At 50.3% G+C, this 26,229-nt stretch carries 15 protein-coding genes; 3 read left to right on the top strand and 12 right to left on the bottom strand.

Features of this window, described 5'->3' with window-relative positions:
* Window positions 1-31: 31 nt before the first annotated feature.
* Entirely contained in the window at window positions 32-1,990 is a 1,959-nt protein-coding gene (locus AC2YIT_RS12440) for a T9SS type A sorting domain-containing protein (protein WP_487279375.1), read from the bottom strand.
* Between the two features lie 1,005 nt (window positions 1,991-2,995).
* On the opposite strand from AC2YIT_RS12440, the gene AC2YIT_RS12435 reads away from it, so the two are divergent.
* From AC2YIT_RS12435 to AC2YIT_RS12425, 3 genes are all read left to right on the top strand, one after another.
* A complete protein-coding gene (locus AC2YIT_RS12435; RefSeq protein WP_487279374.1) occupies window positions 2,996-4,312 on the top strand; it encodes a hypothetical protein in 1,317 nt (438 codons plus the stop codon).
* Window positions 4,313-4,435: 123 nt separating this feature from the next.
* A complete protein-coding gene (locus AC2YIT_RS12430) occupies window positions 4,436-5,329 on the top strand; it encodes a carbohydrate-binding family 9-like protein (protein ID WP_487279373.1) in 894 nt (297 codons plus the stop codon).
* The gene (locus AC2YIT_RS12425; RefSeq protein ID WP_430845052.1) at window positions 5,326-6,255 is read left to right on the top strand and encodes a serine hydrolase; all 930 of its coding nucleotides are present in this window, start codon (window positions 5,326-5,328) and stop codon (window positions 6,253-6,255) included. Before AC2YIT_RS12430 ends, AC2YIT_RS12425 begins: the two co-directional genes overlap by 4 nt.
* A 36-nt stretch (window positions 6,256-6,291) precedes the next feature.
* Here the strand turns inward: AC2YIT_RS12425 and AC2YIT_RS12420 are convergent, their stop codons facing one another.
* The 11 genes from AC2YIT_RS12420 to AC2YIT_RS12370 all read right to left on the bottom strand — a co-directional run bounded on the left by AC2YIT_RS12420 (window position 6,292) and on the right by AC2YIT_RS12370 (window position 26,165).
* Window positions 6,292-7,500: a hypothetical protein gene (locus AC2YIT_RS12420; RefSeq protein ID WP_430845050.1), complete on the bottom strand. Its 1,209-nt coding sequence runs from the start codon at window positions 7,498-7,500 to the stop codon at window positions 6,292-6,294.
* A gap of 110 nt (window positions 7,501-7,610) precedes the next feature.
* Complete coding sequence (locus AC2YIT_RS12415) at window positions 7,611-7,898, bottom strand: hypothetical protein (protein WP_291038095.1); 288 nt, start codon at window positions 7,896-7,898, stop codon at window positions 7,611-7,613.
* Window positions 7,899-8,023: 125 nt separating this feature from the next.
* Window positions 8,024-10,423 (bottom strand): ABC transporter permease, encoded by a 2,400-nt coding sequence (locus AC2YIT_RS12410; RefSeq protein ID WP_487279372.1) that lies wholly within the window; start codon window positions 10,421-10,423, stop codon window positions 8,024-8,026.
* A 166-nt stretch (window positions 10,424-10,589) separates the two neighbouring features.
* A complete protein-coding gene (locus tag AC2YIT_RS12405; RefSeq protein ID WP_487279371.1) occupies window positions 10,590-12,074 on the bottom strand; it encodes a capsule assembly Wzi family protein in 1,485 nt (494 codons plus the stop codon).
* Between the two features lie 150 nt (window positions 12,075-12,224).
* A complete protein-coding gene (locus AC2YIT_RS12400; RefSeq protein ID WP_487279370.1) occupies window positions 12,225-14,594 on the bottom strand; it encodes an ABC transporter permease in 2,370 nt (789 codons plus the stop codon).
* 126 nt (window positions 14,595-14,720) lie between these two features.
* The gene (locus tag AC2YIT_RS12395; RefSeq protein ID WP_487279369.1) at window positions 14,721-17,090 is read right to left on the bottom strand and encodes an ABC transporter permease; all 2,370 of its coding nucleotides are present in this window, start codon (window positions 17,088-17,090) and stop codon (window positions 14,721-14,723) included.
* A gap of 87 nt (window positions 17,091-17,177) precedes the next feature.
* Window positions 17,178-17,657 carry a tetratricopeptide repeat protein gene (locus AC2YIT_RS12390; RefSeq protein WP_487279368.1) on the bottom strand — a complete coding sequence of 160 codons (480 nt, stop codon included), beginning with the start codon at window positions 17,655-17,657 and terminating at the stop codon, window positions 17,178-17,180.
* Window positions 17,620-18,807, bottom strand: coding sequence for a serine hydrolase domain-containing protein (locus AC2YIT_RS12385; RefSeq protein ID WP_487279367.1), 1,188 nt, complete (start codon window positions 18,805-18,807; stop codon window positions 17,620-17,622). Before AC2YIT_RS12385 ends, AC2YIT_RS12390 begins: the two co-directional genes overlap by 38 nt.
* The gene (locus AC2YIT_RS12380) at window positions 18,804-21,221 is read right to left on the bottom strand and encodes an ABC transporter permease (RefSeq protein WP_487279366.1); all 2,418 of its coding nucleotides are present in this window, start codon (window positions 21,219-21,221) and stop codon (window positions 18,804-18,806) included. Before AC2YIT_RS12380 ends, AC2YIT_RS12385 begins: the two co-directional genes overlap by 4 nt.
* Window positions 21,222-21,304: 83 nt before the next feature.
* Entirely contained in the window at window positions 21,305-23,704 is a 2,400-nt protein-coding gene (locus AC2YIT_RS12375; protein ID WP_487279365.1) for an ABC transporter permease, read from the bottom strand.
* A gap of 82 nt (window positions 23,705-23,786) precedes the next feature.
* Window positions 23,787-26,165, bottom strand: a complete 2,379-nt coding sequence (locus AC2YIT_RS12370) for an ABC transporter permease (protein WP_487279364.1) — start codon at window positions 26,163-26,165, stop codon at window positions 23,787-23,789.
* Window positions 26,166-26,229 lie beyond the last annotated feature (64 nt).

Below are 26,229 nucleotides of genomic sequence, written 5' to 3'. Positions count from 1 at the left end.
CGAAGGGCTTTCAGGAATACCGATCCGGAACTTACCTTACTACAAGGATTTTGCGCATCAACGGACCATTGTTGATTTTTACGTAGTAGGTTCCCTGCGCCAGTTTCGTAAGGTCTACTTCGTTGGCCGAATCCGGTGCTGTGCTCAGTACCAATGCACCTGTCTGGGCGTATACCTTCACGTTCGTGATCTGCTGGTTGCTGCTCACTTTGATACGGTCCGCAGTCGGGTTTGGATAAACATTCAGTTGCTCCTGGCCGTCGAAGTTCAGGCTCTTGATTGCACTGTAAGCGAATGTCTCGTCCAGATCCACCATTTTCAACCGGTAAAGGTTCACGGCAAATGGATTAGTGTGGGTATAGGTGTATGTTTCGAGTTCCTTGCTTTCACCTTTTGCCTCCACTTGTGCGAGCACCGTCCAGTTTTTACCATCCTGGCTGTGTTGTACTTCAAAATAAGCCGAGTTGGTTTCAGACGTCGTAGCCCAGGCCAGCTGTGCAAGCGAACCTTCCTTTTTCGCAGAAAATGCAGACAATGTCACAGGCAATGGAGGACCTGAGAAAGTAAGACATGCGTTGTCCACGAGTAAATCGTTTCCATTAGACGAGAGCAACACCCGTACATATTTGCTGCCCGATGGGACTGTTCCTGCCAATGTATATTTCTCGAGGCCCCAGGTGCCGTCAGTAAGCGCTTTGGTAACGTCCTTCGTAATCTGGCCGAGTTCTACCTGAGCTTCGTTGAGGAATACCAGCTGGATTTTCTGGCTATTGGAAGTGCCAAATGCTGCGTAGATATTCAGGGTAACCTGGTTTCCGGTAGTAGTCTGCAACTCCACATCCTGCCAGAACTTACCCGCTCCGCTCAATTTTGCTCCATTTACTCCGCACACCGCATACGTTGATTCAACTGTCAGTGTACCGGTTACGTTCCAGTTGTTCGTACCGTTTTCGAAACTTGGGTTTTGCAATGTGTTACCATTACATTCCTGGCAGGTGGCAGGCTGGGTAATGTTCGTACAGATCGCGTCTACTTTGAAATAATCACCCGATGAAACAAGTGAGAAGCGAACTTTCGTGGCTCCTGCCGGTGCAGTAGCTGAAATCGAGAACTGTTTCAGTTTGCTGTCAACCACCTGATAGTTCATATTCACCACCGCTTCACCGGCGTTGATCTTGTTTCCTGCGCCATCGTAGAATGTAAGTTTAAACTGGTGGGTTGCGCCTGTATTATGCGTGCCACCGTATGCAGTCACATCCACTTTCGCACCTGCTACGACATTAATGTCCTGCCAGATAGAACCTGCACCGGTAATCAAACCATTGTAGTTGCCGCACATTTTATAGGATCCATCGATACCGAAGTTTGTACCGCTCGATTTCGACCAGTCGGCTGTTCCATTTTCGAAACTTGCATTTTTAATATATGGGTTGGAGTTCACGCAGTCGCAGTCAACCGGGGTAGCAGGAGGTGTGACCTTCATACATGCGGCATCCACTTTAAAGTAGTTACCGCTTGAATACAGCAGAAAACGAACTTTTGCAGTATTCGCAGGAGCCGTTGCCGACATCGTGTAAAGTTGTAACTGATTCCCACTTCCCACGTTGTAGTTCATCGGTTTCACAACGGCATCACCGATCTGGCTCCCGCCCGATGTCAGGAAAATCAGTTTGAACTCGTGCGTCTTACCGGTATCGTGCGTTCCACCATATACGCTCAGGTTGATTGTGCTTCCGGGGGCAACGTTGCTAACGTCTTGCCAAACAGACCCCGCACCAGTGATTAAACCATTGTAGTTGCCACACATGTTGTATGCACCATCGGTACCGAAGGCAGTACCGCTGGATTTCGACCAGCCGGTAGTGCCGCTCTCGAAGCTGGCGTTGGTCAGGACGTTGTTGTCACAACCGCAACTGGTTGTGGCATTGGCCTGGGAGGCGAAGCCCAGGCTCAATAGTAAAAGGGTAAAGAGAAACGTAAAATTTTTCATAACGTATTTGATTTGTAATTGATTAGCCTCATCGGCTTGCCAACAAAATGTACGTCACAAAGGTAAAGATTAGATTGTCTCAAAATAGCACTTTTTTTATATGACAAATGCGAAGAAATTACGTTTATACCAAATTTTCAATTATTTCTAAATTAATTTTAGGAAATATTTCTACAAAAAAATACAGATTTATTTGCCATCAGGGAGCATTTTTAAGTAAAAAGAATTCTAGTAATATCGCAAACTGGTTACATATCCACTTAAAATTAATAATAGTACTTTTCCAATAATACCCAATAACCTTCCACACAATGGCATCATCGACCGGTTACATTAAAACAGAAGAATATTTTGTCAACTAGCCGGTCACAAAGGCCTTTGCCCACGGCTTCCGATATCATCTTCGCTCAGCCCGAAATCATCAGATAGTCACAATGGTGACGGCCTCGTCAGTAAAACTTCTACACCTTAAAATGAGATCTGAGTCGTTTTTGAAAGCAAAATGCCCGTTTCAATCAATTAACGGCATCCCTGAAAAACGACCGGATATGTGGAGAACAATGAGTTTTCACTGAAGAATTTCGACAAAACTTTTTTCTGACAGCCCCCCGGGTTCTACAAGATTTCTACCGGTTACGAACAGAATGTCATCATTTCATCACTGTATCACAGCGATTTAGCTACATTCTATTCGGTTTCAACTATAACAACATCCAAATAAATAGAAGCCCAATGTCAGTTGTACGATAGAAAATACTGCCTGACTAATTCCATGGCAAAACAAACGTTGATAGAACCAGCCCGACAACCAAATATCCCTCGATTTATTTTTACAAAGTAAATCGATCTTGAAATAGGATTCCAAGCCGCTTTTTATGCATTATAAAGCCCAAAACATACCGGATAACTTCATTAGGAGCGCCGGATGCCTCTATTTCCAGCGTTCACAACGGGTTTCCGAATAACCTGTGTATTTTAGTCCCATAAGACTCAACCGATGATATCATGCTTAAAAGATACCTTACTATACTCACGTTTGGAATGTTGGCTGGCTCGTGCGGTACGCGCGAAACAGCCGATCATCATGGCAATCGCATCGACAGCATCGCCAGGGAATATGTGCGGCTCGGGCTCTCGATAGGCCAGTTCGACGGCGATTTTGTCGACGCTTATTACCGCCCGGATTCACTGCGACCGGCTAAAACAGATACCTCCCAGTTCCCGAAAGATGCCTTCCTGCAGAGGACCATATCCCTGAAAAAAGCGCTGGCAGCATCAGTAACGAGTACTCAAAACGACACCCTCATACACCGCGCTGCCTGGCTGACCGCCCAATTAACAGCATTTGAAAGGCGCATACACCTGGTTTCAGGCACATTCGTACCATTCGACGCCGAATCCAAAGACCTGTTCGACGCCGTGGCACCGGTGTATGACGAGCAGCATTTCCAGGACCTTATTGCGAAGCTCGACCGGCTGCTACCCGGCCAGGGACCTATCCCAGCCCGCTACCAGAAGCTTGCTAATCAGTTCCTGATCCCGGCGGGTAAGATCGATACTGTATTCAGGACAGCCATCGCGGAGGCACGTAAACGCACACTGGCGCATTACACGCTGCCGCCGGGCGAGGATTTCAAACTCGAATATGTACGGGATAAGCCGTGGTCAGGATACAACTGGTACAAAGGCGATTACAAAAGTGTGATCCAGATCAACGTGAGTCAGCCGATTTACATCGAACGGGCCATCGATCTGGCCTGCCACGAGGGATATCCCGGACATCACGTGTACAATGCATTGCTCGAAAAGAACCTTTACCGCGATAGAGGCTGGCCCGAAATCTCCCTCTACCCGTTATTCAGTCCGCAATCGCTGATCGCAGAAGGAAGCGCCAATTACGGCATTTCCATGGCTTTCCCGGGCAACGAACAGCGGGAGTTCTGCAAAAATGTACTGATCCCGCTGGCGGGCCTCGATACCACGATGGCCAATACCTACTTTGAAGCCCTGGCGGTCCGCTCGGCATTGAATTACGCCCGCAACGAAGTTGCCCGCGGCCTTCTCGACCGCGGCATGAGCGAGCAGGAGGCCAAGCGCTGGCTTACCGATTATTGTCTGCTGCCTGAAAAAGGCGCATTGGATTATCTGCGCTTCATTCGCAAGTACCGGAGCTACGTCATCAACTACAATTACGGGCAGGACCTGATCCGGAAGTACATCGAAGCACAGGGAGGCACGGCTGTTGCTCCCGATAAGCGATGGAAGCTCTTTGAAACATTATTGAGCAATGAAAACAAAGCCAGCGACCTGCTCGCCCCGTGAAAAAACACTGGATTGAAAGGCTAAGTTATGACGAAACCGGGTCGTCAAAACCCACGATTTTGCTTCAAAATGCAGGAAAAATGACCTATATTCCGCATTTTGAACTACTCCCTTTTACCTATCTTGAAAAATTTTAATTTACTCACTAAAAAGAACATTCCTAACATTTTACAAACCGGTGCCGTGCTGGCACTGGCCGCCATAATCACCGTCGGCGCACGGGCGCAAACACCGCCTTCTCCCAAAACCTACACTTGCTACCGCGCCGAAAAGCGCATTGCGATCGACGGCCATTTGGACGAGCATTCATGGAAGAAAGCCGCCTGGACTTCGTCGTTCGTGGACATTGAAGGGGACAAAAAGCCCCTGCCGCTCCAAGAGACCCGCGTGAAAATGCTTTGGGACGATCAGTACCTCTTCATTGCCGCGCAAATTGAGGAAGAGCATATATGGGCATACCAGGACAAAAAAGACCAGATTGTGTACCTGGAAAACGATTTCGAGGTGTTCATCGATCCCGACGGCGATACCGAGAACTACTATGAACTCGAAATCAATGCCATCAACAACACATTCGACCTCTTTTTGCCCAAACCTTATCGTAAAGGCGGCAGGGCTCAACTCAAATGGGATATCAAGGGGCTAAAATCGGCAGTGTCGGTGATTGGCACTGTCAATAATGCAAAGGATAAGGACAAGCGCTGGACCCTGGAAATCGCCATTCCATTCGAATCATTGTCTACTGAAAATGTAAAACCGGTAATCCCTGCCGACGGCTCCGAGTGGCGCATCAACTTCTCGCGGGTGAACTGGCAGCACGAGATCGGCGAGGATGGCCGCTACAAACGCAAGCGTCATGCAGAAACCGGAAAGATCATTCCCGAATACAATTGGGTATGGTCGCCGCAAGGCATTATCAATATGCATTACCCTGAATACTGGGGAAAACTGGTTTTCAGCGGAACGAAGGCCGGGGAAATCAAGGAAGAAACCACCCTCAAAACTGATAAGACATGACAAGGCCCGCTATTTTACTTTTCCTCACGTTGTTGACGGCGACATTGTCCGCACAACCCCAGGCAACCGGTAAAACGGTGGTCGATAAAAAACTGACAGCCCAACTCGAAGCGGCGCTCGCGGGCTTTCGCGGACAGGCAGGCGTATATGTGCGTAACCTGAAAACCAACCGCATTGCCGCCGTCCATGCGGATTCACTCTATCCTACGGCCAGTATGGTAAAGGTGCCTATCATGTGCGGCATTTTTGACAAAATTGAAAAAGGGGAAATCACATTCGGTCAGGAGCTCGTTTATCGCGATTCGTTGAAATACGACGACGGCATCGTGGGCTCTTTCCGCGACAGTACGAAAATCGCCCTGCCCAAGGTGATCCACCTGATGATCTCCCAAAGCGACAACACCGGCAGCTTGTGGCTGCAAGCGATGGCTGGCGGCGGAGCCGCAATCAACGAATGGCTCGACCGAAACGGGTTCCCGAACACGCGCGTGAACTCCCGTACACCCGGACGCAAGGAATTTCAGGCACGTTACGGCTGGGGCGTCACCACACCACGCGAAATGGCCGAGCTGGTAGCAATGATCCGAAATGGGAAGGCCGTAGGCCCTGCGGCAAGCGACAGGATGTACCGCTACCTCGGAATGCAGTTCTGGGATGGCGAGGCTATTTCCCAGCTACCGCCGAGTGTAAAAGTAGCTGCCAAAAGCGGAGCCGTGAATCAGGCAAAGTCGGAGGTACTCGTAGTGCATGCGCCGCACGGCGACTATATTTTTTGCATTGCAACCAAAAATCAGGAGGATCAGCGGTGGCAGAAAGACAACGAGGGCTATGCATTGATCCGCAAGGTCTCGGCGATCATCTGGAAACATTTTGAGCCGAAAAGTGAATGGAAACCAGTCGACGGCTCTGAAAAATTCTGGTTCTGAAAGATCCCGGCAAACACCAAACTTGCCGGGATTTTATCAATGCCCTTCGCTGGACTCGAAACCCAGGATAGCGAGCCGGTAAGGCGTGGCGGAGACTTTCACCTTATTGGTTTTGGACAAATTCGCCGCATTTACCACGAGCAGTTCACCCGTCTTGGGTTGGGTAATATAGATATAACGGGAGGTCGCCTCCAGTTGCGGCTTCTGCGTTTCGTCTTTGGCAGTAACACCTGTCACCGCGCCGCTTATTTTCAACGTATTGGTTTTCAAATCGTAGATTCGGACTTCACCGCTGTGCAGCAATATCACCACGTTGTTCCCGGCGTAATCCACCTTCGCCTGCATAATATCAGTGCTGGCCAGCACCGGCGTCACCGATTTGGCGGCAACATCAATGATATAAACGCCTTTTGCAGCTGTGTAACCCAGGAATTTGCCTGCGCCTTTCGCTTCCAGGATCGACCCGAACCATGCTTCGCCAAAATCCGCCGGATGTGGAATAAGCTGCTGATGGCCGGTAGGTTCCACAACTAGAATGCCGCTGGAAGAGCCGAACAGCGAAACGCTGCCATTCGTCGCATTGCCGTGAATACCTTTGGTTTGAATGGTAGAAGCGAAAAGCGTTTTACCTGAAGCATCGATGATCTTCACGCGCTCCGGCAATGTTCCTGCCGCTGATCCGTCTTTTTCGGTAATTGCATAGGTGCCATTGTCGAATTTCGTCATCGCCCCGTGGTGCGCCACATTCCCGGCATTGATATGTGTCATTTTCTTGCCGGCGGTGTGGAAATCGGCCTCTTTCGCAATGCTCAGGGTACCGTCGCCATCGTTGAAAGTGATGATCTCGTCCCCCTTGCTTTTAAAATGCGTGGGCTTGTTCCCATCGCCCGTCAACGCTCCGAACTTCGGCGTTCCTTTTACATCCACATGGTCGCCGTGGCCTTCAAAACCGGTATCGAAAAGTTGTACGAAATTGTTGGCCCCATTCAAAATAGCGCCAAAACGCCCACCCTGCGTGCCGTACAAACTCGATTTTGCATATTGGGCTTCAAATTTCTCAACGGTAAGTTTCACCGGATCCACCAGCGAGAGCTCCTTTGAAACTTCGTCGTTCACAATCACCCGGATGAATTTGTACTCGGTTTCCTCCACCGGTGTTACATCGTCTTTCTCCTTGTCGTCGCAAGCCAGCAGCAATGCGCCGAATGCCATCGATAGTACTACTTTGAATAAATGCTTTTTCATAAAAAAATCTTTACATGCAACAATGATGCAAATGTAGTTTCAGAAAAACCACAAATGCAACAATGTTGCATATAAAGATTAAAAAAGAATTAAAGAGCCTTTAAATCCCATCAGGCTATTGCCTCTCGTAACAGGCTCCGGCTCTCCTTTTTCACAAATGTGATGGGTACAAACTCGTCGTTAGGTGCGCCGATATAATACACGGTCCATTCCGGATCGTGATGCGCCAGCATTTCGCTGATACAGTCGGCACGGTGCGCAACCGGATTGGTACAATCTTCCCAGTAAAACAGCTCGACCCTGTAAAACAGGTTTTGCTTGATTCCGTTGATCGTTACCTCAACTTTGATCTCCTGCTTACCTTGAAGCGGCGGGATAGGGATTGCAATGTGGCTCATGGGATTATCTGGTTAAAATTCAAATCATTGGTGCTGTTTTTTGTTGGGAGGAAAGGGAGAATGGAGGAAGGAGAAAGGGAACGGCCTGACTCCGTCCTCCCTTTCCTCCACCCTCACATTCTCCCCTATTCCGCTCGAAGACTCTTAACAGGGTTCATCAATGCCGCCTTGATACTCTGAAAGCTGATCGTGAACAATGCTACGAGCACCGCCAGCGCGCCGGCCAGGAGAAACATCCACCATTCGATGTCGATGCGGTAGGCAAAATCGTTCAGCCAGCTCCGCACAGCCCACCAGGCGATCGGCGTAGCGATCAGGAAGGCTACGAGCACGAGTTTAAGAAAGTCCCTTGACAGCAATGCTACGATGCCCGCTACCGATGCACCCATTACTTTCCGGACGCCTATTTCCTTGATCCGCCTTTCCGCTGAATAGGAGGCTAGCCCGAACAGCCCGAGGCAGGATATAAAAATCGCCAGCCCCGCCAGGATGCCCACGATTTCGCTGACCTGGCTATCCGCGCGGTACATTTCGTTGAAATGCTCATCGAGGAATGAGTAGGTAAATGGCTGGCCCGGAACAAACTTGTTCCACGCCGATTGAATGGTTGCCAATGCCTGTCGCGCATTTTTGCCTTTAATACGCACCGACATCTCGGAATAGGACCAATCCTTCTGGTTGAACATGCAAAGTGTTTCAATTTTGTGGTGCAGCGAATTGAAGTTAAAATCCTCTGACACACCCACAATCGTCGACAGCGAATCCATCCCCGAGAAGCCGAACCGCTTACCGATCAACGTCTCCATGGTAAGTGTAGGCTCATCTTTCAAAAGCTCTTTTGCCAGCGATTCGTTGATGATGTAGGCTTTGGCATTGTCCCCGGCGTTGTGCGTGAAGTTCCGGCCCGCAATCAGTTTGATTTTGTACAGAGACAAATAATCCGGGTCGACAACCACCTGAGAAGAAGTAAGCTCCCGCCGCGCACCCGCTCCCTGGAACGCCACGCCCGTCTGGTGCAGGTTGTTACCGAGGCGCTGCTGCGAGGCTGTTACGGCCTCAATGAACGAGCTTGTAAGCAATTCCTGTTTCAGTGCCTCATATTTTGTATTGGACTCCGTGTTCAAAGGCATGATCACTACCTGTTCCCGGTCAAAACCAGGATCTTTGTTCACCATATACCGCAATTGCTTCACCGCAAAACCCGTTGCGATGATCAGGAATACCGCGCTCGTAAACTGTGCAATTACCAATGCATTACGGAAACTACTCTTCCCTGCACGGACCGTTCCTTTCAATACCTTCACGGGTTCAAAAGCCGATAGGAATGCAGCTGGATATAATCCCGAAAACAGCCCTACAAGCACTGTTCCCAGCAAAACGGGCAGCAACAAACCGGGATTCTGAAATATCGAAAATTCGAGCCACCGCTGGCTAAAATCGGCCACCAAAGGCATTACCAGTTTCACAATAGCTACTGCCAGCATCAGCGCAAACAGCGCAAGCAATACCGATTCGCCAATGAACTGCCCCGCCAGCTGAAAGCGCTGCGCGCCGATCGACTTGCGTATTCCGACCTCCTTCGCCCGTCCCGTCGAGCGTGCCGTCGACAGGTTCATAAAGTTTACACAGGCGATAATCAACACAATGGCCGCTATGATCGAGAAAACATAGGTATACCGTCTATCGAACTTCTGGTAATTCACGTAGTCGTGCGTGATATCCACCGATTGCGCGTGCACCTCGTCCAACGGCTGTAAAAAGAGCCCGTAAAACTTCCAGCGGCCTTCCTCCATATGTTTTTTGAGAAAAGCCGGGAATTTCTTTTCAGTTTTGGCGATATCGGTTCCGGGTGCCAGTTCGAGGTAAGTCACAAGCCAGTTCCCGCCCCAGTTCTTCATAAAATCGGGCTTGGCAATGGTGCTAAAAGAAACAAGCGCTTCAAATTGCAAATGCGAGTTTGCAGGTGCATCCTGCACGATACCAGTCACTTTCAGTGTGACCGTGTCGCTGCCATAGTGGTTAATGTATTTACCGATCGGATCGGCGTTGCCAAAGATATTTTTCGCTGCTTTCTGCGTCAGGACTATGCTGTTGGGTTCTTTCAATACACGCTCCCTCTCGCCTTCAAGCAGTACAAAATCGAAGAGCTGGAAAAAATTGGAGTCGGTCAGAAAGACCTGCGACAGGTCGATCGTTCTATCCTGGTATTTCATTGGAAGCTTTGCTCCGGTATTTATTCTGACAAACTGCCTGACTTCGGGAAACTCTTCCTGCAACGTGGGCCCCATCGGAAACATCGAAAGCGCCACTTTTTGAGGTGCTACCATTCCTTCGAACTTCTGTACCTCGTCGAGGCGGTAAATGTTTTTGGAATGCATTCCGTCGAAGCTGCGCTCGTAAAATACGAACAGCATGATCACGATACAGGCGGCCATACTCACGGCCAAACCCACGATATTAATAGCCGAAAAAACCTTGTTCTTCCAGATGTTCCGGAGGGCGATTTTGAGGTAGTTTTTGAGCATGCCGCTGTTCTGAATAGGGTTAAAAACACCCGGCAACAAATTTATGCCAGATCAAGCAACAGTTTAATATTCAATATTTTAACCCCCTAAAACAGCAAAACACTGTCCGATTCCGGACAATCTTGTTCACCGATGGACAATACGGAAAAATAACTTACAGAAGCCGTTACCAGTTCTTACGAATGCCGATATACCCACCGGTCCTTCTCGTAAAAACATCGCCCCGATCCGCAGCCACGCGAGCGATAATGCTGGTGCTTTTCAAACCGGGAACCGCATATTGCGCTCCCAAGACCGATGAAAACTGCCCCCTCGGTGGATCAAAATCGGCGCCCGGTGTCCCGAAATTTTTGCTGTAAGACAACCTCAGAGTAAGCGCCAGCGAATGACCGACTCTTCCCTGTGCCCCCAGGTAATATACGGCCACCCGGTTATTGGGAAAGTACCTGTAATTCCCGAGTTTCGACTGGTCCATATCCTTGCCGGGAATAATAAACGGAGTCCCCACCGTCCGGCCCTGGTACGACCACCCTTCCGAATACTGGGTATGGTTGAAATAATTGTCGGCCCCCTGGTATTTGCTTCCGGGAATATAGAACTCGGAGCCGGATTGGTCTTTGGTACTAAGGAATTCCAACGTGAGATGCGTGAGCGCTACGCTATTTTCCGGACCAGGTAGCAGTCTCAGATTTACGCCATAAAGCCCGTCAGGAATGTTCTTGAAAAGCATGCTCGAAACATCCTCGAAAGGATGCTGGTGGTATAAAAAAAGCCGGTACCGATCGAATTTCGTCTCGAAAGCAATATCATAACTCCCCAGATGGTTCCCAACCCGGTAGCTGTCAAACGCCCCATATCCATTTTTTTCGAACCAGTTTTTGGAAGTGAACGCCAGCACCACATTCGGGTAAATAGACCACGACGATGGCAGTTCGCCATTCACCGCCAGTTCAGGATGAAGTTTCAGGTAGTCCGAATGACCCGCCCACATCACATTGTGATTGAGACCGACGTAAAACTTGCCTTTATGTTTACCCAGCCTCACATACAGGAACTTCTGATGCAAGCGAACACCCTGGATGTAGTCAGTATGAAACCACCCATGCGCAAACCCCGCATGCACGGCCACGAAGTTCCCGGTAAATTTCAGCGGCGAGAACCCCACCGTCCCGATCTGCACTTTGGGTATCGGTAATGAATTCCCGGACACCGCATAAAAGCCCGACGACAACGTAGTATCGCCCAGCCCCATTACCTCGCGCCTGCGCCCTATCCACAGCTCCACACGCTTGAACCGCACGCTCGCGTGGGCCTCGGGAAGCAACAGTTCAAACTTGTTTGCTTTATTATATATCCCTACCGGGCTCACGCCGGCACTCCAATCGAATTTTCGTGGCCTATTGGCTAAACTGTCGTAGAAAACGTAACTCCGTCGTGCAATCGCCTGTAACACGCCTGCCGTAGCGCGGTCGGGAACCGCTCCGAACTGGTTAGTCCGAAGCCAGAACGGCGTTTCTCCATTGGAAGACAAGTAAACCCCAGCCTCTGCATTCACTTCGAGATTGGACACAACCCTGTTTTTCTGGGCAAATAGCTGCCCCGAAATGACTGCAAAAACCGCAAAGGCACTGAAAGTAAAGGTTCTGCGCAAGTGACTCGGATCGATAAAAGTTTCCTTCTGCAAGATAGGAACGTGCAAAGGAATATTTATTACCGATGGCAGCGTTTTAACTTAACGTTAATCATGTGGCAGGAGGATGGAGGAAGGGAAGATGGAGCGACAAGAAGGTCTCGACGGGGTCTACTCCGCCCTGAGACTCCTGACCGGGTTGATCAGCGCAGCCCGGATGGCCTGGAAGCTGACCGTCAACAATGTGATCAACAGCGCTCCCACGCCTGTACCTGCGAAAATCCACCAGGATAGCTCGGTGCGATAGTAGTAATTTTGCAGCCACCTGCTCATAAAATACCAGGCGATAGGCCCCGAAATGACGCACGCTAGCGCTACCAGCATGATGAAATCGGTGGAAAGCAGTTGCCACAGGTTGGCAATGGAGGCACCGAGGACCTTTCTGATCCCTATTTCCTTCGTGCGCTGCTCAGCCACAAAAGATGCCAGTCCAAAAAGCCCCAGGCAGGAAATAAATATGGCCAGCACCGTAAAGAAGGAAGCCAGCTTCCCGATCCGCTCCTCATCGGCAAACTTTTTCGAAAACCGCTCGTCGACAAACTGATAGGTAAACGGGCTGTTGGGATCATATTTACGAAAAACAGCTCCTACTTTTTCCAATGCATCGCTTAACCCGGCCGAAGGTGAGAGCCGGATGTTGATCACATTCGTATTCCCGTAATTAACCACAAAAAATGCCGGGCTATTCTGGCTAAACGGCGACTCGCGCACCATGTCCTTCACGACGCCGATCACCCTGAATTCCTTTCCGCCCCAGTTCAGAATCGATTCAAGCGGCTTTTTAAGCCCCATCAGCTTCAATGCCGATTCGTTGATAATCATAGCCGTTGAATCGGTCGGGTACGCGCGGGAGAAGTCCCGTCCCTGGACTAACTGCCATCCGGCCGTCTTGCCATAATCATGCGAAATGTTATTGGACATCAGCAAGGGCACCGCATTGGGGGCCTTACCCGGCCAGGTCAGATTGGTGATCCCGCCAGCTTGTGTCGTCATCGAACCCGACGATTGTGAATAGCCGCTCACCACGCCGGTATTCATCAGGTCGTTCTTCAATGCATCATAATGTCCGTAGAGCGCAGGGGTGGTCATAGCTACTTCTATCAACCCCTGCCGGTCGTAGCCAACCGGACGGTTTTTAGCATGCTGTATTTGTCTGAAAACAACCACTGTACCGATGATCAAAGTTACCGATACCGTAAACTGCATCACCACCAGCACTTTCCGCGGCAATGCGGCGAACTTGCCTGCCTTGAATGTCCCTTTCAGCACTTTTAAGGGTTGGAAGGAAGAAAGGTACAGCGCAGGATAGCTTCCGGCAATGAATGCGGTGAGTAAACTAAAAACAATCCCGACGACCCAAAACAGCGGGTTAGTCAGGGGTAATGTGATCTTTTTCTCCGCCACGTCATTAAATGCGGGCAACGCAAGTCCTGCCAGAACCAGCGACAGCACAAATGCGACGATCACCACCAGCACCGATTCACTGAAAAACTGGCTCACCAGCTGTATCCGTACCGAGCCTATCGCTTTGCGGATACCCACTTCTTTGGCACGTTTTTCGGACCGGGCGGTGCTCAGGTTCATAAAATTGATACACGCCAGCAAGAGCACAAAAACGCCGATGGTCCCGAACAGCCACACAAACGTGATCAGCCCGCCGGTATTCACGCCATTTTGAAAATCCGAATACAAGTGCCATTTATCCATTGGGTGCAAGAAAAATTCCGGCTTATACCCCGGCGGGTTTTCCCGTTTCATGCGCGAGTCTTTGATTTTTGCCGAAACCGCTTTAAAATCAGCTCCTTCGCGAAGCTGCACAAATATCTGATAGGAGTTTTCGTCCCAATTCTTTTCCGCTCCCCTCACCGATGGGTCGGTAGCAACGTAAAGGTCCCACGGCGCCAGTACCTGCGTATCCCTGAATGTGCTGTTATTGGGTATTTCTTCGAAAACCCCTACTACTCTCACATCGCGGTTGCTATTAAGCTTTACAATGCGGTTCACCGGATTCGCATTTCCGAAAAGCGAGCGGGCAAAGGATTCTGAAAGCAAGACCGAATTCACATCCCTCAGGTTATCGCTGCCGGCAACAATCCGTATCGACATCATTTTTGTGAATGAAGGCTCCACGTACTGCCCCGATTTCGAAAACATCTTATCTCCATTGGAAATGATGATGTTGCGGTAAACCGATTTACTGATCTCCTCAAAATCGGGATACTTCTCCCGCATATCGGCCGCCAGTGGTAACGGTACCACATTATAAGATGATTTCTCCGGACCGAATTGTACAAACTGCCAAACCTGGCCGATCCGTCCATGATTGCGGTGGTAATGGTCGAATGACACCTCGTCGTAGATCCAGAGCCCGATCAGCACAGCCACAGCCATCCCTACCGAAAGCCCGCCAATGTTAATGGCAGAATACCCCTTGCTTTTGAGCAAGTTCCTGAATGCGATTTTGAAGTAGTTGCGTATCATGTTTGTTGGGAATGGGAAGAAGGAGAAAATGGAAGAAAGGAGGAAGGGGAGGAAATGGAGGAAGGGGAAGAAGGGAAGGGATACTTGTTATCCTTGACTCCCTTTCCTCCATCCTCCCTTTCCTCCCTACTCCGTCCTCAGCGATTTAACCGGATTCATCAATGCCGCCTTGATACTTTGAAAACTGATCGTAGCGAGTGTAACGAGCACTGCGGCCACCCCTGCGCCCAGGAACACAAGCGGACTGATGCTGATATGGTAATTGTATTTAGCAAGCCAGTTTTGGAGGAAATAGTAGGCCAAAGGCGACGCGATTGCGCAACTGATTAGTACGAGAAACACAAAATCCCGCGAAAGCAGAAGCCAGAGCTGCGATATCGAGGCCCCTAGCACCTTACGCACGCCGATTTCCTTCGTCCGACGCTCGGCCATAAACGAAGCCAGTCCGAAAAGTCCGAGGCAACTGATCAGGATGGCCAGCGCGGCGAAAATCCCTGCCAGTTGGCCAATCTGATCTTCGCTGCGGAATTTCTGATCGTATTCGTCATCTACAAAACGATATTCGAACGGGTAAGACGGGTTATATTTTTCGATCACCGGCTGAATGGCGGCGAGCGCTTTCTTTAAATCGGCCCCGCTTTTGAAACGGATCAGGCTTTGGAATGTGAAATAGGGGCGCATGAGCATCACTGCGGGTTGCACTTCTTCGTACGGATTTTGCTGAATCACGTTTTTGGTCACCCCTATTACCGTCATATCCTCATCACCGAACTTCACATGGCTGCCAACCGGGTTCTTGAAACCCATTAATTTCACCGATGCTTCATTCAAAACGATCGCATTACTGTCGGATAGCATTTTTTCCTCGAAAAACCTGCCTTCTTTGAGTTTGAGACCGGCCGCTTTGAAATAAGCAGGATCAACCATCAATGCCGAAAACAAAGGCTGACTCTGCGGATCCTTCCCAGGCCACGAAAACCCTTCCCATTGATTGTAGACACCCGTCATCGGACTCGATGTTTTACTCACGGCTTCCACATATCCGCTTTCCAGCAACTCGTACTTCATCGGAATGAAATTCTTTTGAAGGTCGCTGGAAAGGCTCATCCAGATCAGCTTGTCGGGATTGTAGCCCATGGGTCGGCTCTTCGCATGCTCGATCTGCTGAAAAACAATTACTGTCCCGATGATCAGGGCGATCGAGAACGTGAACTGAGTAACGACTAATATCTTTCGCGGCAAATTGGCTGCCCTGCCTACCTGGAAAGTACCCTTCAGCACTTTTACAGGTACAAATCCCGACAGGTATAATGCCGGATAGCTTCCCGCCAGCAAGCCCGTGACAATGCAGCCCGCTAATGCGACGGCCATCAATGGAATATCGTCCAAACTAAACGTAACATGCTCAAAACCGACATTTCTAAGGTAAGGTAATGTGACCTTGACAATCACCAGCGCGATCACGAAACCCAGCAGTGCCGTGAGCAACGATTCCGTGAGGAACTGCGCGACGAGTTGCTGCCGCTGCGAACCGACTGCCTTACGAATGCCCACTTCCCGCGCCCGTTTCTCCGACCGCGCGGTACTGAGATTCATAAAGTTGATGCAGGCAATGAGCAGGACCAGCATGCCAATCACCGAAAAAAGCCGCACATATTCGATCGCCCCGCCGGTATTCACCCAATCCTTGAACTCACCAAACAAATGCCATTTGGGCATAGGGTGTACAAAGAGCAGGCTTTCGTCTTTATCGTTCATCTTCGTCCGTACCAGGTTGGCAATGCGGGCCGAAAACGCCTCAGGCGTAACGCCATCGTTCAGCTGCACAAAGGTTTGCAGAAAATTATTCCCCCACTGATCCTGTGCTCCGCGTACGAAGTCAGAGGTAGCGATATTCAGTTCGTAGGGCATCAGGTAGTCGAACTGCAACGACGAATTCTTCGGAATATCCTTCAACACACCCGTCACCATCACTTCAAACTGGTTGTCGACTCTGATCACCTTGCCGACCGGCTCCGCATTACCAAACAGCGCAAGTGCGAGTGATTCCGTGAGTACGATGGAATAAGGGTTCTTCAAAACCTGCTCCGCGTCGCCTTTGACGAGTGGGAAAGTGAACATTTTCAGAAAGTCGGGATCGGCATAATGGCCTGGCCTGCTCAATTTTTGGTCACCGGCTACCAGGCTATGCTTATCGCCCCAATCGAGCCGCGTGACATACTTTGCTTCGGAGAAATTCGTACGCAGCTCGGTCGCCAATGGAAGCATGATACCGGTTCCTATACCCTTCTCACCATTGAAATGGGTCTTTTTCATAACCCTGGCAATGTTTGCCCGATTTTTATGAAAATTATCAAAACTCCATTCGTACCGCACCCAAAGGCCAATCAGCAGCGCTACCGCCATTCCCATCGCCAATCCCAGGATATTGATCGAAGCATAACCCTTGTTTTTCACAAGGTTGCGGAACGCGATTTTGAGATAGTTTTTTAGCATTGTTTTATTTGTTTTAGAAGGAAAGGGAGGAAGGGGAGACAGGGGGAAGGAGCTGTTATCCCTTTCTTCCATCCTCCCTTTCCTCCTTCATTGTAATTTGATCAACATCTCTTTCGCATCGTTATATAACCTGTCCTTCGCCGTCACATATTCCTTGTAGCGTACGAGCCGTTCGAGCATCGCCTTGGCCTTAGCGGGATTCCGGGCCATTTGGTACTTTGCGACTTTCATCATCGCGTCCAGCTTGTAGGACTGCTCTTTGAAATCGTCACCAGCGGCCAATGCATTGTAAAATACCATTGCCTTTTCGGTTTCGCCATTCTTTTCCATTATCAACCCGGCGTAAAAGGATTTCGCGGGATGTACTTTGCCTGTCCGGGCAAAAGCGGCAACCATTTTCGTACCGAAATCCCGTACTGCTCTGTCGTCCGATTCCGCTACGATCTCGAACGGGGCGGTAGCCTGCCAAAGCGAATGAGCCGGGTATTTTCGGATCAACATTTTCAGCAGGTCAAGACTTTTCGCCGTATTACCCGGGATGGTTTTGCCCGAATACGAGAGACTCATCACCACTCCAAACGCTTCGTGCACCAAATACATCGGCCACGTCCGTTGCCCTCCGCTTATCCAGGCTCGCTTCAATACGCCCCACAGCTCCCCCGAAGTCGATGGATTCAGGCGCATTTAAAAGACAATTCCGCACAAACGAAGCCACAACAGGCGACATTAGCGGATTCCCGAAGCCCAGGAGCGCCGCCGCGGAATGCGCACTGGCAGGCGACAGCAATATCAACGACAAGTTCCGCTGCGGCACGCGAAGCAGCAATGCGGAGCTGTTATCGCCGTAGCCATACGACCAATGCAGGTCTACACCCGCCACAGGATAGGTAAACCAGCCCATTCCTTGCGGGCTACCGGGGTAAAATGGAGTCGTGATCCTTCGATACCGTTCGTCGGACAGAATGCGCTCCTCACCGATCGCCGCCGAATAGCGTACCAGATCGCGCAAGCTGCTCATCATCCCGAAGCCCGGCCCACTCTGCATCCCCACCGGGTTAACAGGCCGCGGAACGTATCGTTTCATCGCATCATCCCAGCTGTATTTTACAGCTATCCATTTTCTCAAACTCCCGTGCTCCCGCTCTGTGAAGCGCGTAAGTGTGTGGGTCATTTGAAGCGGATTCAGAATACCTTTCTCGATCTGTATCGTAAACGGACGCGTCATTTCTTCGGTAGAATCCATCGGGTTGATGGCTGCAAATGCATTGAAAACAATGTTGTATCTGCTCCCGTTGTACACAAATGCTGATCCCGCCGGCGTACTTTCCGAAGTATGGCTCACGAGGTGTGCCAAGGTAGTCTGAGCATTCCAGCGCTCTTTCGTAAAAAAGCGGTTCGGAAACTCATCGACCGGGTCGTTCAACGAAAGCTTCCCGGCTTCTTCCAGTTGTTGTAATGCAATGGAGGTAAGCGATTTTGTAACAGAAGCTATTTCAAAAATATGGTCTTGGGTAATTGGCTCTTTACCTGCCGAATCTGCATAACCTGCGCTTTTGAAAAACACCAGCCTGTCGCCCTCGGCCACGCCCAGCGCGTACGCGGGCAAACCTATCATGTGCGCGTAATGCTCGACATCCTTCTCAAAACTGCCTCTGGCCTGCGACCAGGATCTCTGAAAAGAGCATAAAAAACAAAGAAGCGTCAGGATATATCTCATTCCCTTTTCAACGATTTCACCGGGTCCATCAAAGCCGCCTTCACACTCTGGAAACCGACCGTTAACAATGCCACAAGTATTGCGAAAAGCCCCGTAACCGGGAAAATCCACCATTGAATGCCTACCTGGTAGGCAAACCCTTGCAACCACTCTCGCATGCCCCACCACGCCACAGGGGTGGCGATCACGAGCGCAATACATACGAGCGAGAGGAACTCCCCCGAGAGCATCCCTGCAATGCTGCCCACCGACGCACCCAGTACTTTTCGGACGCCGATTTCCTTTGTCCGCCGTTCTGCGGAAAATGCCGCCAGCCCAAACAAGCCCAGGCAAGCTATGACTACCGCAACGCAAGTGAAATACAGTACGATACTGCCCGTCCGCCGTTCCTTTTCGTAATTCTTCTGAAAATCCTGATCGAGGAATGAATAGGTGAATGGAATGTCAGGATTCAGCTTCTTCCAAACTGTCCCTACCGATGTCAATACGCCGGCGTAGTCTTTGGTTTTAACATTCGCAATGAAATACTGGTATTTGTCGGTAATGCTGGTTGTAAGCGCATAAGGTTTGATGCCTTCATGCAGGCTGCGGAAGTTGAAATCCTTTACTACACCTACCACCTGCAAACTCCGGCGCTTGCCGGCCAGCTCGAAAAACACGTTTTTACCGACTACCGAGGTTACGTCGTAACCCAGCTCCCGAACGGCCGTTTCGTTCAGGATAATACTGCTGGAATCCCCGCTGAATGCTTTTGAAAAGGAACGGCCAGCGGCCATTTTGAGTCCCAGGGTTTCAACATAATCGTCGCCGACGGTTGCAAAATGAATGTCGACGGCGTCATGAACAGTCTTATTCTCTGCATAAAAAAGCAGGTCTTCAATATTCTCAATGCCCGGATACACCGATCCGCTGGTTGCGGTCTCCACGCCGGGAATGCGCAGCACTTCCTCCCGGAACGCATTGAAATTAGCCGTCGTCTTTTCGTTTCTGAACGGTACTACCAGTTTCTGTTCCTTGTCAAAGCCCAGGTTCTGATTTTGAAGAAATGACAATTGCTGACCGATCACAATCGCTCCGAGAATGAGGATAATGGATACTGTGAATTGGAACACAACCAGTCCTTTTCGCAGCAGCACCGCCGAAGCAATATTCACCAGCCGGCCTTTGAGGACGCTCACCGGCCTGAAAGAAGAGAGATAGAAGGCTGGATAAAGTCCCGCTATGAGCCCGGTAAACAGGGTAATGCCCGCCATCCAATACAGGAAGGCCGGATGCACAAACATATCCAGGTCTTTGCCCGTCAGGTTATTGAAATACGGTAAAAGCAGCTGTACCACGAGCACGGCAATGGCAGGTGCCAGGATGGCCAGGATCATCGACTCACCCAGGAATTGGTACACCAGGGCATTCCTGACTGCCCCCAGCACTTTCCGCACACCTACTTCTTTTGCCCGTTTTTCGGAGCGCGCGGTGCTGAGGTTCATGAAATTAATGCAGGCAATGAAGAGCAGGAATACCGCAATTGACCCGAAAATATACAGATAGGTCATGCTGCCGTTCGGAGCGATCTCGTTCCCGATATTGGATTTCAGGTAAATGTCGGTTACCGGTTGAATGAACAGCTCCTTGGAAATGCCCAGTGCTTTCAGGTCCGCTGCACCATGCCGGTTGAGGAATGGGGTCAGTTTGGATTCAAATGTGGCTGGATCGGTACCTTCCCGGAGTTTGACGTAGGTATGAAAAATGTTATTCATCGCCCAGTTATTCTGGCTCGCCACCCAGCCGCCCATATCGCTATTCTGCATGGATAAAAAGAAGCGGGCATTGATGTGCGACTTTTTATTGTTCCGATAAACACCAGTGACCGTATAGTCAAAATCACCGAACGTCAGCCCGACACGGATCACCTTACCCACCGGATCTACGCTCCCGAACAACTTTTCGGCCACTTGTTCGGAAAGTATCAGGGTATTGGGCCGGCTGAGTGCCTGACGGGCATTTCCATATTTGAAGTCGTAAGTCAATACATCGAACAGCGTCGAATCGGCATAATAGCCATTGTTTTCATAGAATCGTGTGGTTTGCCGGCCGTTACGGTTTTCGAGCAGCATACGGTCCATGCCCGAAAATTTCAGGACCCGCGCCACCGATTCCACTTCCGGGAAATCGGATTGGAGACCAGCTGCCAGCGGCCCCGGCGTCCCCGCCCATTTCTCATTCCGCGCCTCCATCGCAACGCGGAAAAGCCGGTCGGCCGACCGATGATGTTTATCGAAACTCAACTCGTCGGAAATATACAGCACAATCAGCAGGCAAGTCGCCAGCCCCAGCCCCAGTCCGAAAACATTAATAGCAGTATACCCCTTGTTGTTCAAGAGATTGCGGAAAGCGATTTTGAGGTAGTTTTTTAGCATTGTTTTTTTATTTGGGAGGAAGGAGGATGGAGAAAAGGGAGGAAGGAAAGGTAAAAGAAACTTCCTCCATCCTCCCATTTTCCTCATTCCGACCTTAACGATTTAACTGGATCCAGCAGCGCGGCCCTGATTGCCTGGTAACTTACCGTTGCAAGCGTTACGAACAGCGCGCCGCCCCCGGCGGCGGCGAAAATCCACCACGGAATTTCAGTTCGGTACTCATATTTTTGAAGCCATCCGTTCAGGAAATACCATGCGGTAGGCGCCGAAATCAGAAAGGATATGATGACCAGCAATATAAACTCTCGCGACAGCAGTGCCCATAGGCTGGATACGGAAGCACCCAGCACTTTCCGGACGCCGATTTCTTTTGTCCGCTGCTCGGCGGTAAAAGATGCAAGCCCGAACAATCCGAGGCAACTGATAAATATCGCCAACCCGGCAAACACCGTTGCCAGCGTGGCAATGCGTTCTTCGGCCGCGAATTTCCGTGCATATTCTTCGTCCGTGAATTTGTAATCGAATGGCGCACCGGGATTCACTTCACGAAAAACCGCCGCCACCTTTACCAGCGATTGCCTTAAAGGAAGCCCCGGTTTGAGTTTGATGCTGATAAAATTCGCCCATCCGTAGTTAACCATAAATAATGTCGGACGTACCGGGCTGAACGGTGAGCCCATCACCATATCACGGATCACCCCGACTACTTTGTAAGGGGTATCACCCCATTTTACCGTTTGGCCCACGATATCCGACGGTTGCCGGAAACCCATATACTTCATCGCAGATTCATTCATTACCATCCCCAAAGAATCGGTGGAAAACTGGCGTGAGAAATCACGACCGCCGATGAATTGCCAGCCGACGGCTTTGCCAAAATCATGGGAGACACCGATGGTACCAAAGTTATCGTGCAGGTTCGGGTCCTTTCCCGGCCAGCTGAAACCGCCATTGTTGGAACCGAGGAATGTTGATGGCGACGAGGATGTGGCCATTTCCTCCACCGCCCCGGTTTCCCGCAATTCTCCGCGAAGCCGGTTGTACTGACTATACAGCTCGGGCGTATTCATTTCGACGGTGATGAGTCCGTTCCGGTCGTAACCAACTGGCCGGTCCTTGGCGTACTGGATCTGTTTGTAAACGATAGCCGTACCGATGATCAGCGTCACAGACACCGTGAACTGCAACACTACCAACACTTTACGAGGCATTGAAGCAAACCGGCCTGCATTGAATGTCCCTTTCAAAACTTTCACCGGCTGAAACGACGAGAGGTACAATGCCGGGTAACTGCCCGACATAAGCCCTGTCAGGAAACAGAATGCAAATCCTGCCAGCCAGAAGTAGCCGTTTCCCCACGGAAAGCTGATCCGCTTGTCGGCAATTTCATTGAACGACGGCAGCACAAGCACGACGATCAGGATCGCGAGCACAAATGCCAGAAAGACCACCATGAACGATTCGCTGAAAAACTGGTTGATCAGCTGTCCTCTTATCGAACCGATCGCCTTTCGGATACCGACCTCTTTCGCGCGTTTTTCGGAACGCGCCGTGCTGAGATTCATAAAATTGATCGACGCCAGCAGTAATACAAACGCCCCGATGATCGTAAAAAGCCACACGTAACGAATACGCCCGTCAGCCTGACCGGCATCGTCCCAGGTACCGTACAGGTGCCATTTCGACATCGGCAGCAGGTAGTTTTGCGGTTTCAGGAACCGTGCCTCCGGCGTGTGTTCCATTTTAATATTTCTGATTTTCTCAGTAACGCCTTCGAAAGTCGAGTTGGGACGGATTTGCGTCAGCAACTGCCATGAGTTGTTGTTCCATTGCTCCTTATCCCGGGCGTCACGCACCCAATTCTGCGTCGCGACATACAAGTCCCAGGGCGCGACGAACGTCAATTCCCTGAACTCCGTATTGTAAGGAAGGTCCTGATAAACACCCGTCACCTTCATATCGAACTGGTTATCGAGCTTCACGATCTTGTCCATCGGGTTTTCCTTACCGAATAATGCTTCCGCCACCGATTCCGAGAGCAGGATCGAATTGCGTTCTTTGAGACCGTCACGCGATCCCCTGAGCATGTGCAGTGTGAACAAGTGTGGCGCACCCGTACTCATATACGCGCCTTTTTTGGTAAACTTATTGTCCTTGTAGGCCAGAATATGCTCGTCCGTCCATGACGATTGGACCACATATTCGAAATCGTCCATGTGGTGCTGCTGGAGATATTGGCCCAGCGGATATGAAGTATGCTCTCCGCCGTCGTAGGTCTTTCCTTCGAAAACACCCCGCTCCACCACCTTCGCAATGCGATCGTAGTTGGCGTGATAGCGGTTAAACGCGAATTCGTCATAAACCCAAAGGCCTATCAGTATGGCCACGGCCATTCCCACAGCCAACCCACCGATATTAATAGCCGAGTAGCCCTTGCTTTTGACAAGGTTACGGAATGCGATTTTTAGATAGTTTTTAAACATGATCATATTTTTTGGGGAGGAAGGGGAGGATGGAAGAGAGAAAGTTTACAAACCCCTTCCTCCCTTTCCTCCCTTTCCTCCTTTATTCCCTTTTCAAACTCGTTACAGGATTCACCAGCGCCGCCTTCACCGCCTGGAAACCTACCGTCGCGAGCGTGATGAGCGCGAGGCCGGCGGCAGCGAACAGGAAAATTCCGGCATCAAGGTCAATACGGAACGCGAAATTGGCCAGCCATTGGTACATTGCCCAGCCTACCAGCGGAAATGCAATGAGCAATGCAATTACCAGGAGTTTGATGAAATCCATGGAAAGCATCAGCACCACATTGCTCACCGAGGCGCCAACCACCTTGCGAATACCGATCTCTTTCTGCCTGCGTTGGGCCGTAAATGCAGCCAATCCGAAAAGCCCGAGACAGGAAATCACAATCGCCAGCCCGGCAAAATAACGCGAAAGCACCCCTACCCGCCGCTCCGAGGCATATAGCGCCTTGTAATTCTCGTCCAGAAACTGGTAATCGAATACCAGGCCCTTATGACGATCCTGAAAGAGTTTCCGCAGACGGGCAATCGTTTGCTCCTCAGCGCCGTTCTGAATTTTCACCATTACATTCGGCATAATGGGGTACATCTGGAAGAAGCAGGGTTTCACGGGTTCATACAATGATTCGAAATTGAAATCCTTCACCACGCCGACGATCTGCCGTTCCATACCCCAGAATTTAACCGTCTTACCGACGGGGTCTTTAAGCCCCATACTTTTAATAGCCGACTCGTTGAATATGATTTCGTTCCGCGCATTCTGGTTTTGGGAGAAAAACCGGCCCTCGCGCAGCGTCATACCTACTGTTTCCATGAAATTGTAACCTACTTCCAGGTTCGAGAACTCGATATCCGTCCCGGCAGGCTTACCCGGCCATTCGAAACCGGAGATTGCGCCATGTTGCCCGGTGAGGTTATGGTAATAGCTCGAAGCATTCACTACGCCCGGCGTATTTTTCACTTCGCCCAGAAACCCCTCTGCCGCTTTCAATTTCAGCGAATCCATTTCGAGTGGTATTTCAAAATGAATAATATGGTCACGGTTGTAGCCCAGGTTCCGGTTCTGAATAAACTGGATTTGCCGGTAAACGACGATCACCGAAACGATAAAAATCACCGACACCGCAAACTGGAACACAACCAACCCGCGCCGTACAAGCAATTCCCCCGCGGTGTTTTTCAGTCTGCCTTTCAAAACAGAAACCGGATCGAAACCGGATAAATACAATGCCGGATAGCTCCCTGCCAGCAGACCGGTAATCAGCGTGATGGACAATGCGGCTAAAATCAGCGTCGGATCGGCGGAAAGGGTGATCTGCTTGCCGGTAATGCTGTTGAATTCCGGCAACAGGAGTATGACCATACCCATCGCCACAAGCAATGAAACAAAGGTGAGCATCAGAGATTCGCTCAAATGCTGCACGACCAGCGAGCTCCGCAATGCCCCCACCACTTTTTTGATCCCTACTTCCTTCATCCGGCCCGAAGCTTTGGCCGTGGAGAGGTTCATGAAATTAATGCACGCGATTACCAGTATGAACACCGCAATCACCGAAAACAACCTCACGTACGTAATACGCCCGCCGGTCTGTACGCCATTGTCGAATTGTCCGTGGAGGTACTTATCAGAATACCGAATCGCGAAAAGCTGGAAATCGTTGTCCTTGCTTTTGGTTTTCAGAAAATGCCGGATCTTCTCATTGAACGACGCCAGGTCTGCGCCGCTTTTGAGAATTACAAATGTATTCGGATCGCTGTTATTCCAGTTCTCGATACCCGGCCGCCGCACCTTGAACTGCTCGAAATTGAAGAGAATATCGAACTGATTGCTCGCATTACGCGGATTGCTTTTGAACACACCTCCCACGCGGTAAAGCCCGCTGAACTGCCCCTCGTCCCATTTCACAGTCTTTCCAACCACATCCTGTCCGGTACCAAAAAGCTTTTCGGCCATTTCCTCCGACAGCGCCAGGGTATTCTTGTCGCCCGTCACTGCGCTCGCATCCCCCTGCTTGAAGGGGCAGGTGAAAACATCGAAATAGTCGTGGCTGACGAACTGCCCCCCGGCTTTCAATTGAGTTTCTCCGACCGACACCACGCCTTTGTTCGAAAACCATTCTGCGGGGACCACCGTCGTAGCCAACTCCACCTCCGGCATCTCCGCTTTCAATGCATCGGCCAGCAGGCCCGGCGTATGCTCTCCTGTCTTGATGCCATCCTCCTGCGGCTGGTTCACCATGATCTGGAACAGATGCGCGTCCTTGTCGTTATGCTTGTCCACTCGCAGCTCGTCGGTCACCCAGAGGTAGATCAGCAATGTACAGGCCAGCCCGGTGGAAAGGCCCATCAGGTTGAGCAGCGTAAACTGCCGATCCTTGATCAGGCTACGCCATGCGATTTTCAGGTAACTTCTAAGCATAATAATTTATCTTTTTTAATGGGGAGTAAGGAGGAAAGGGAGGAAGGATTCGTGGTCCCTTTCC

The sequence above is a fragment of the Dyadobacter sp. SRI_021 genome (assembly GCF_057586235.1).
This window is presented reverse-complemented; position numbering and strand designations above follow the sequence as displayed.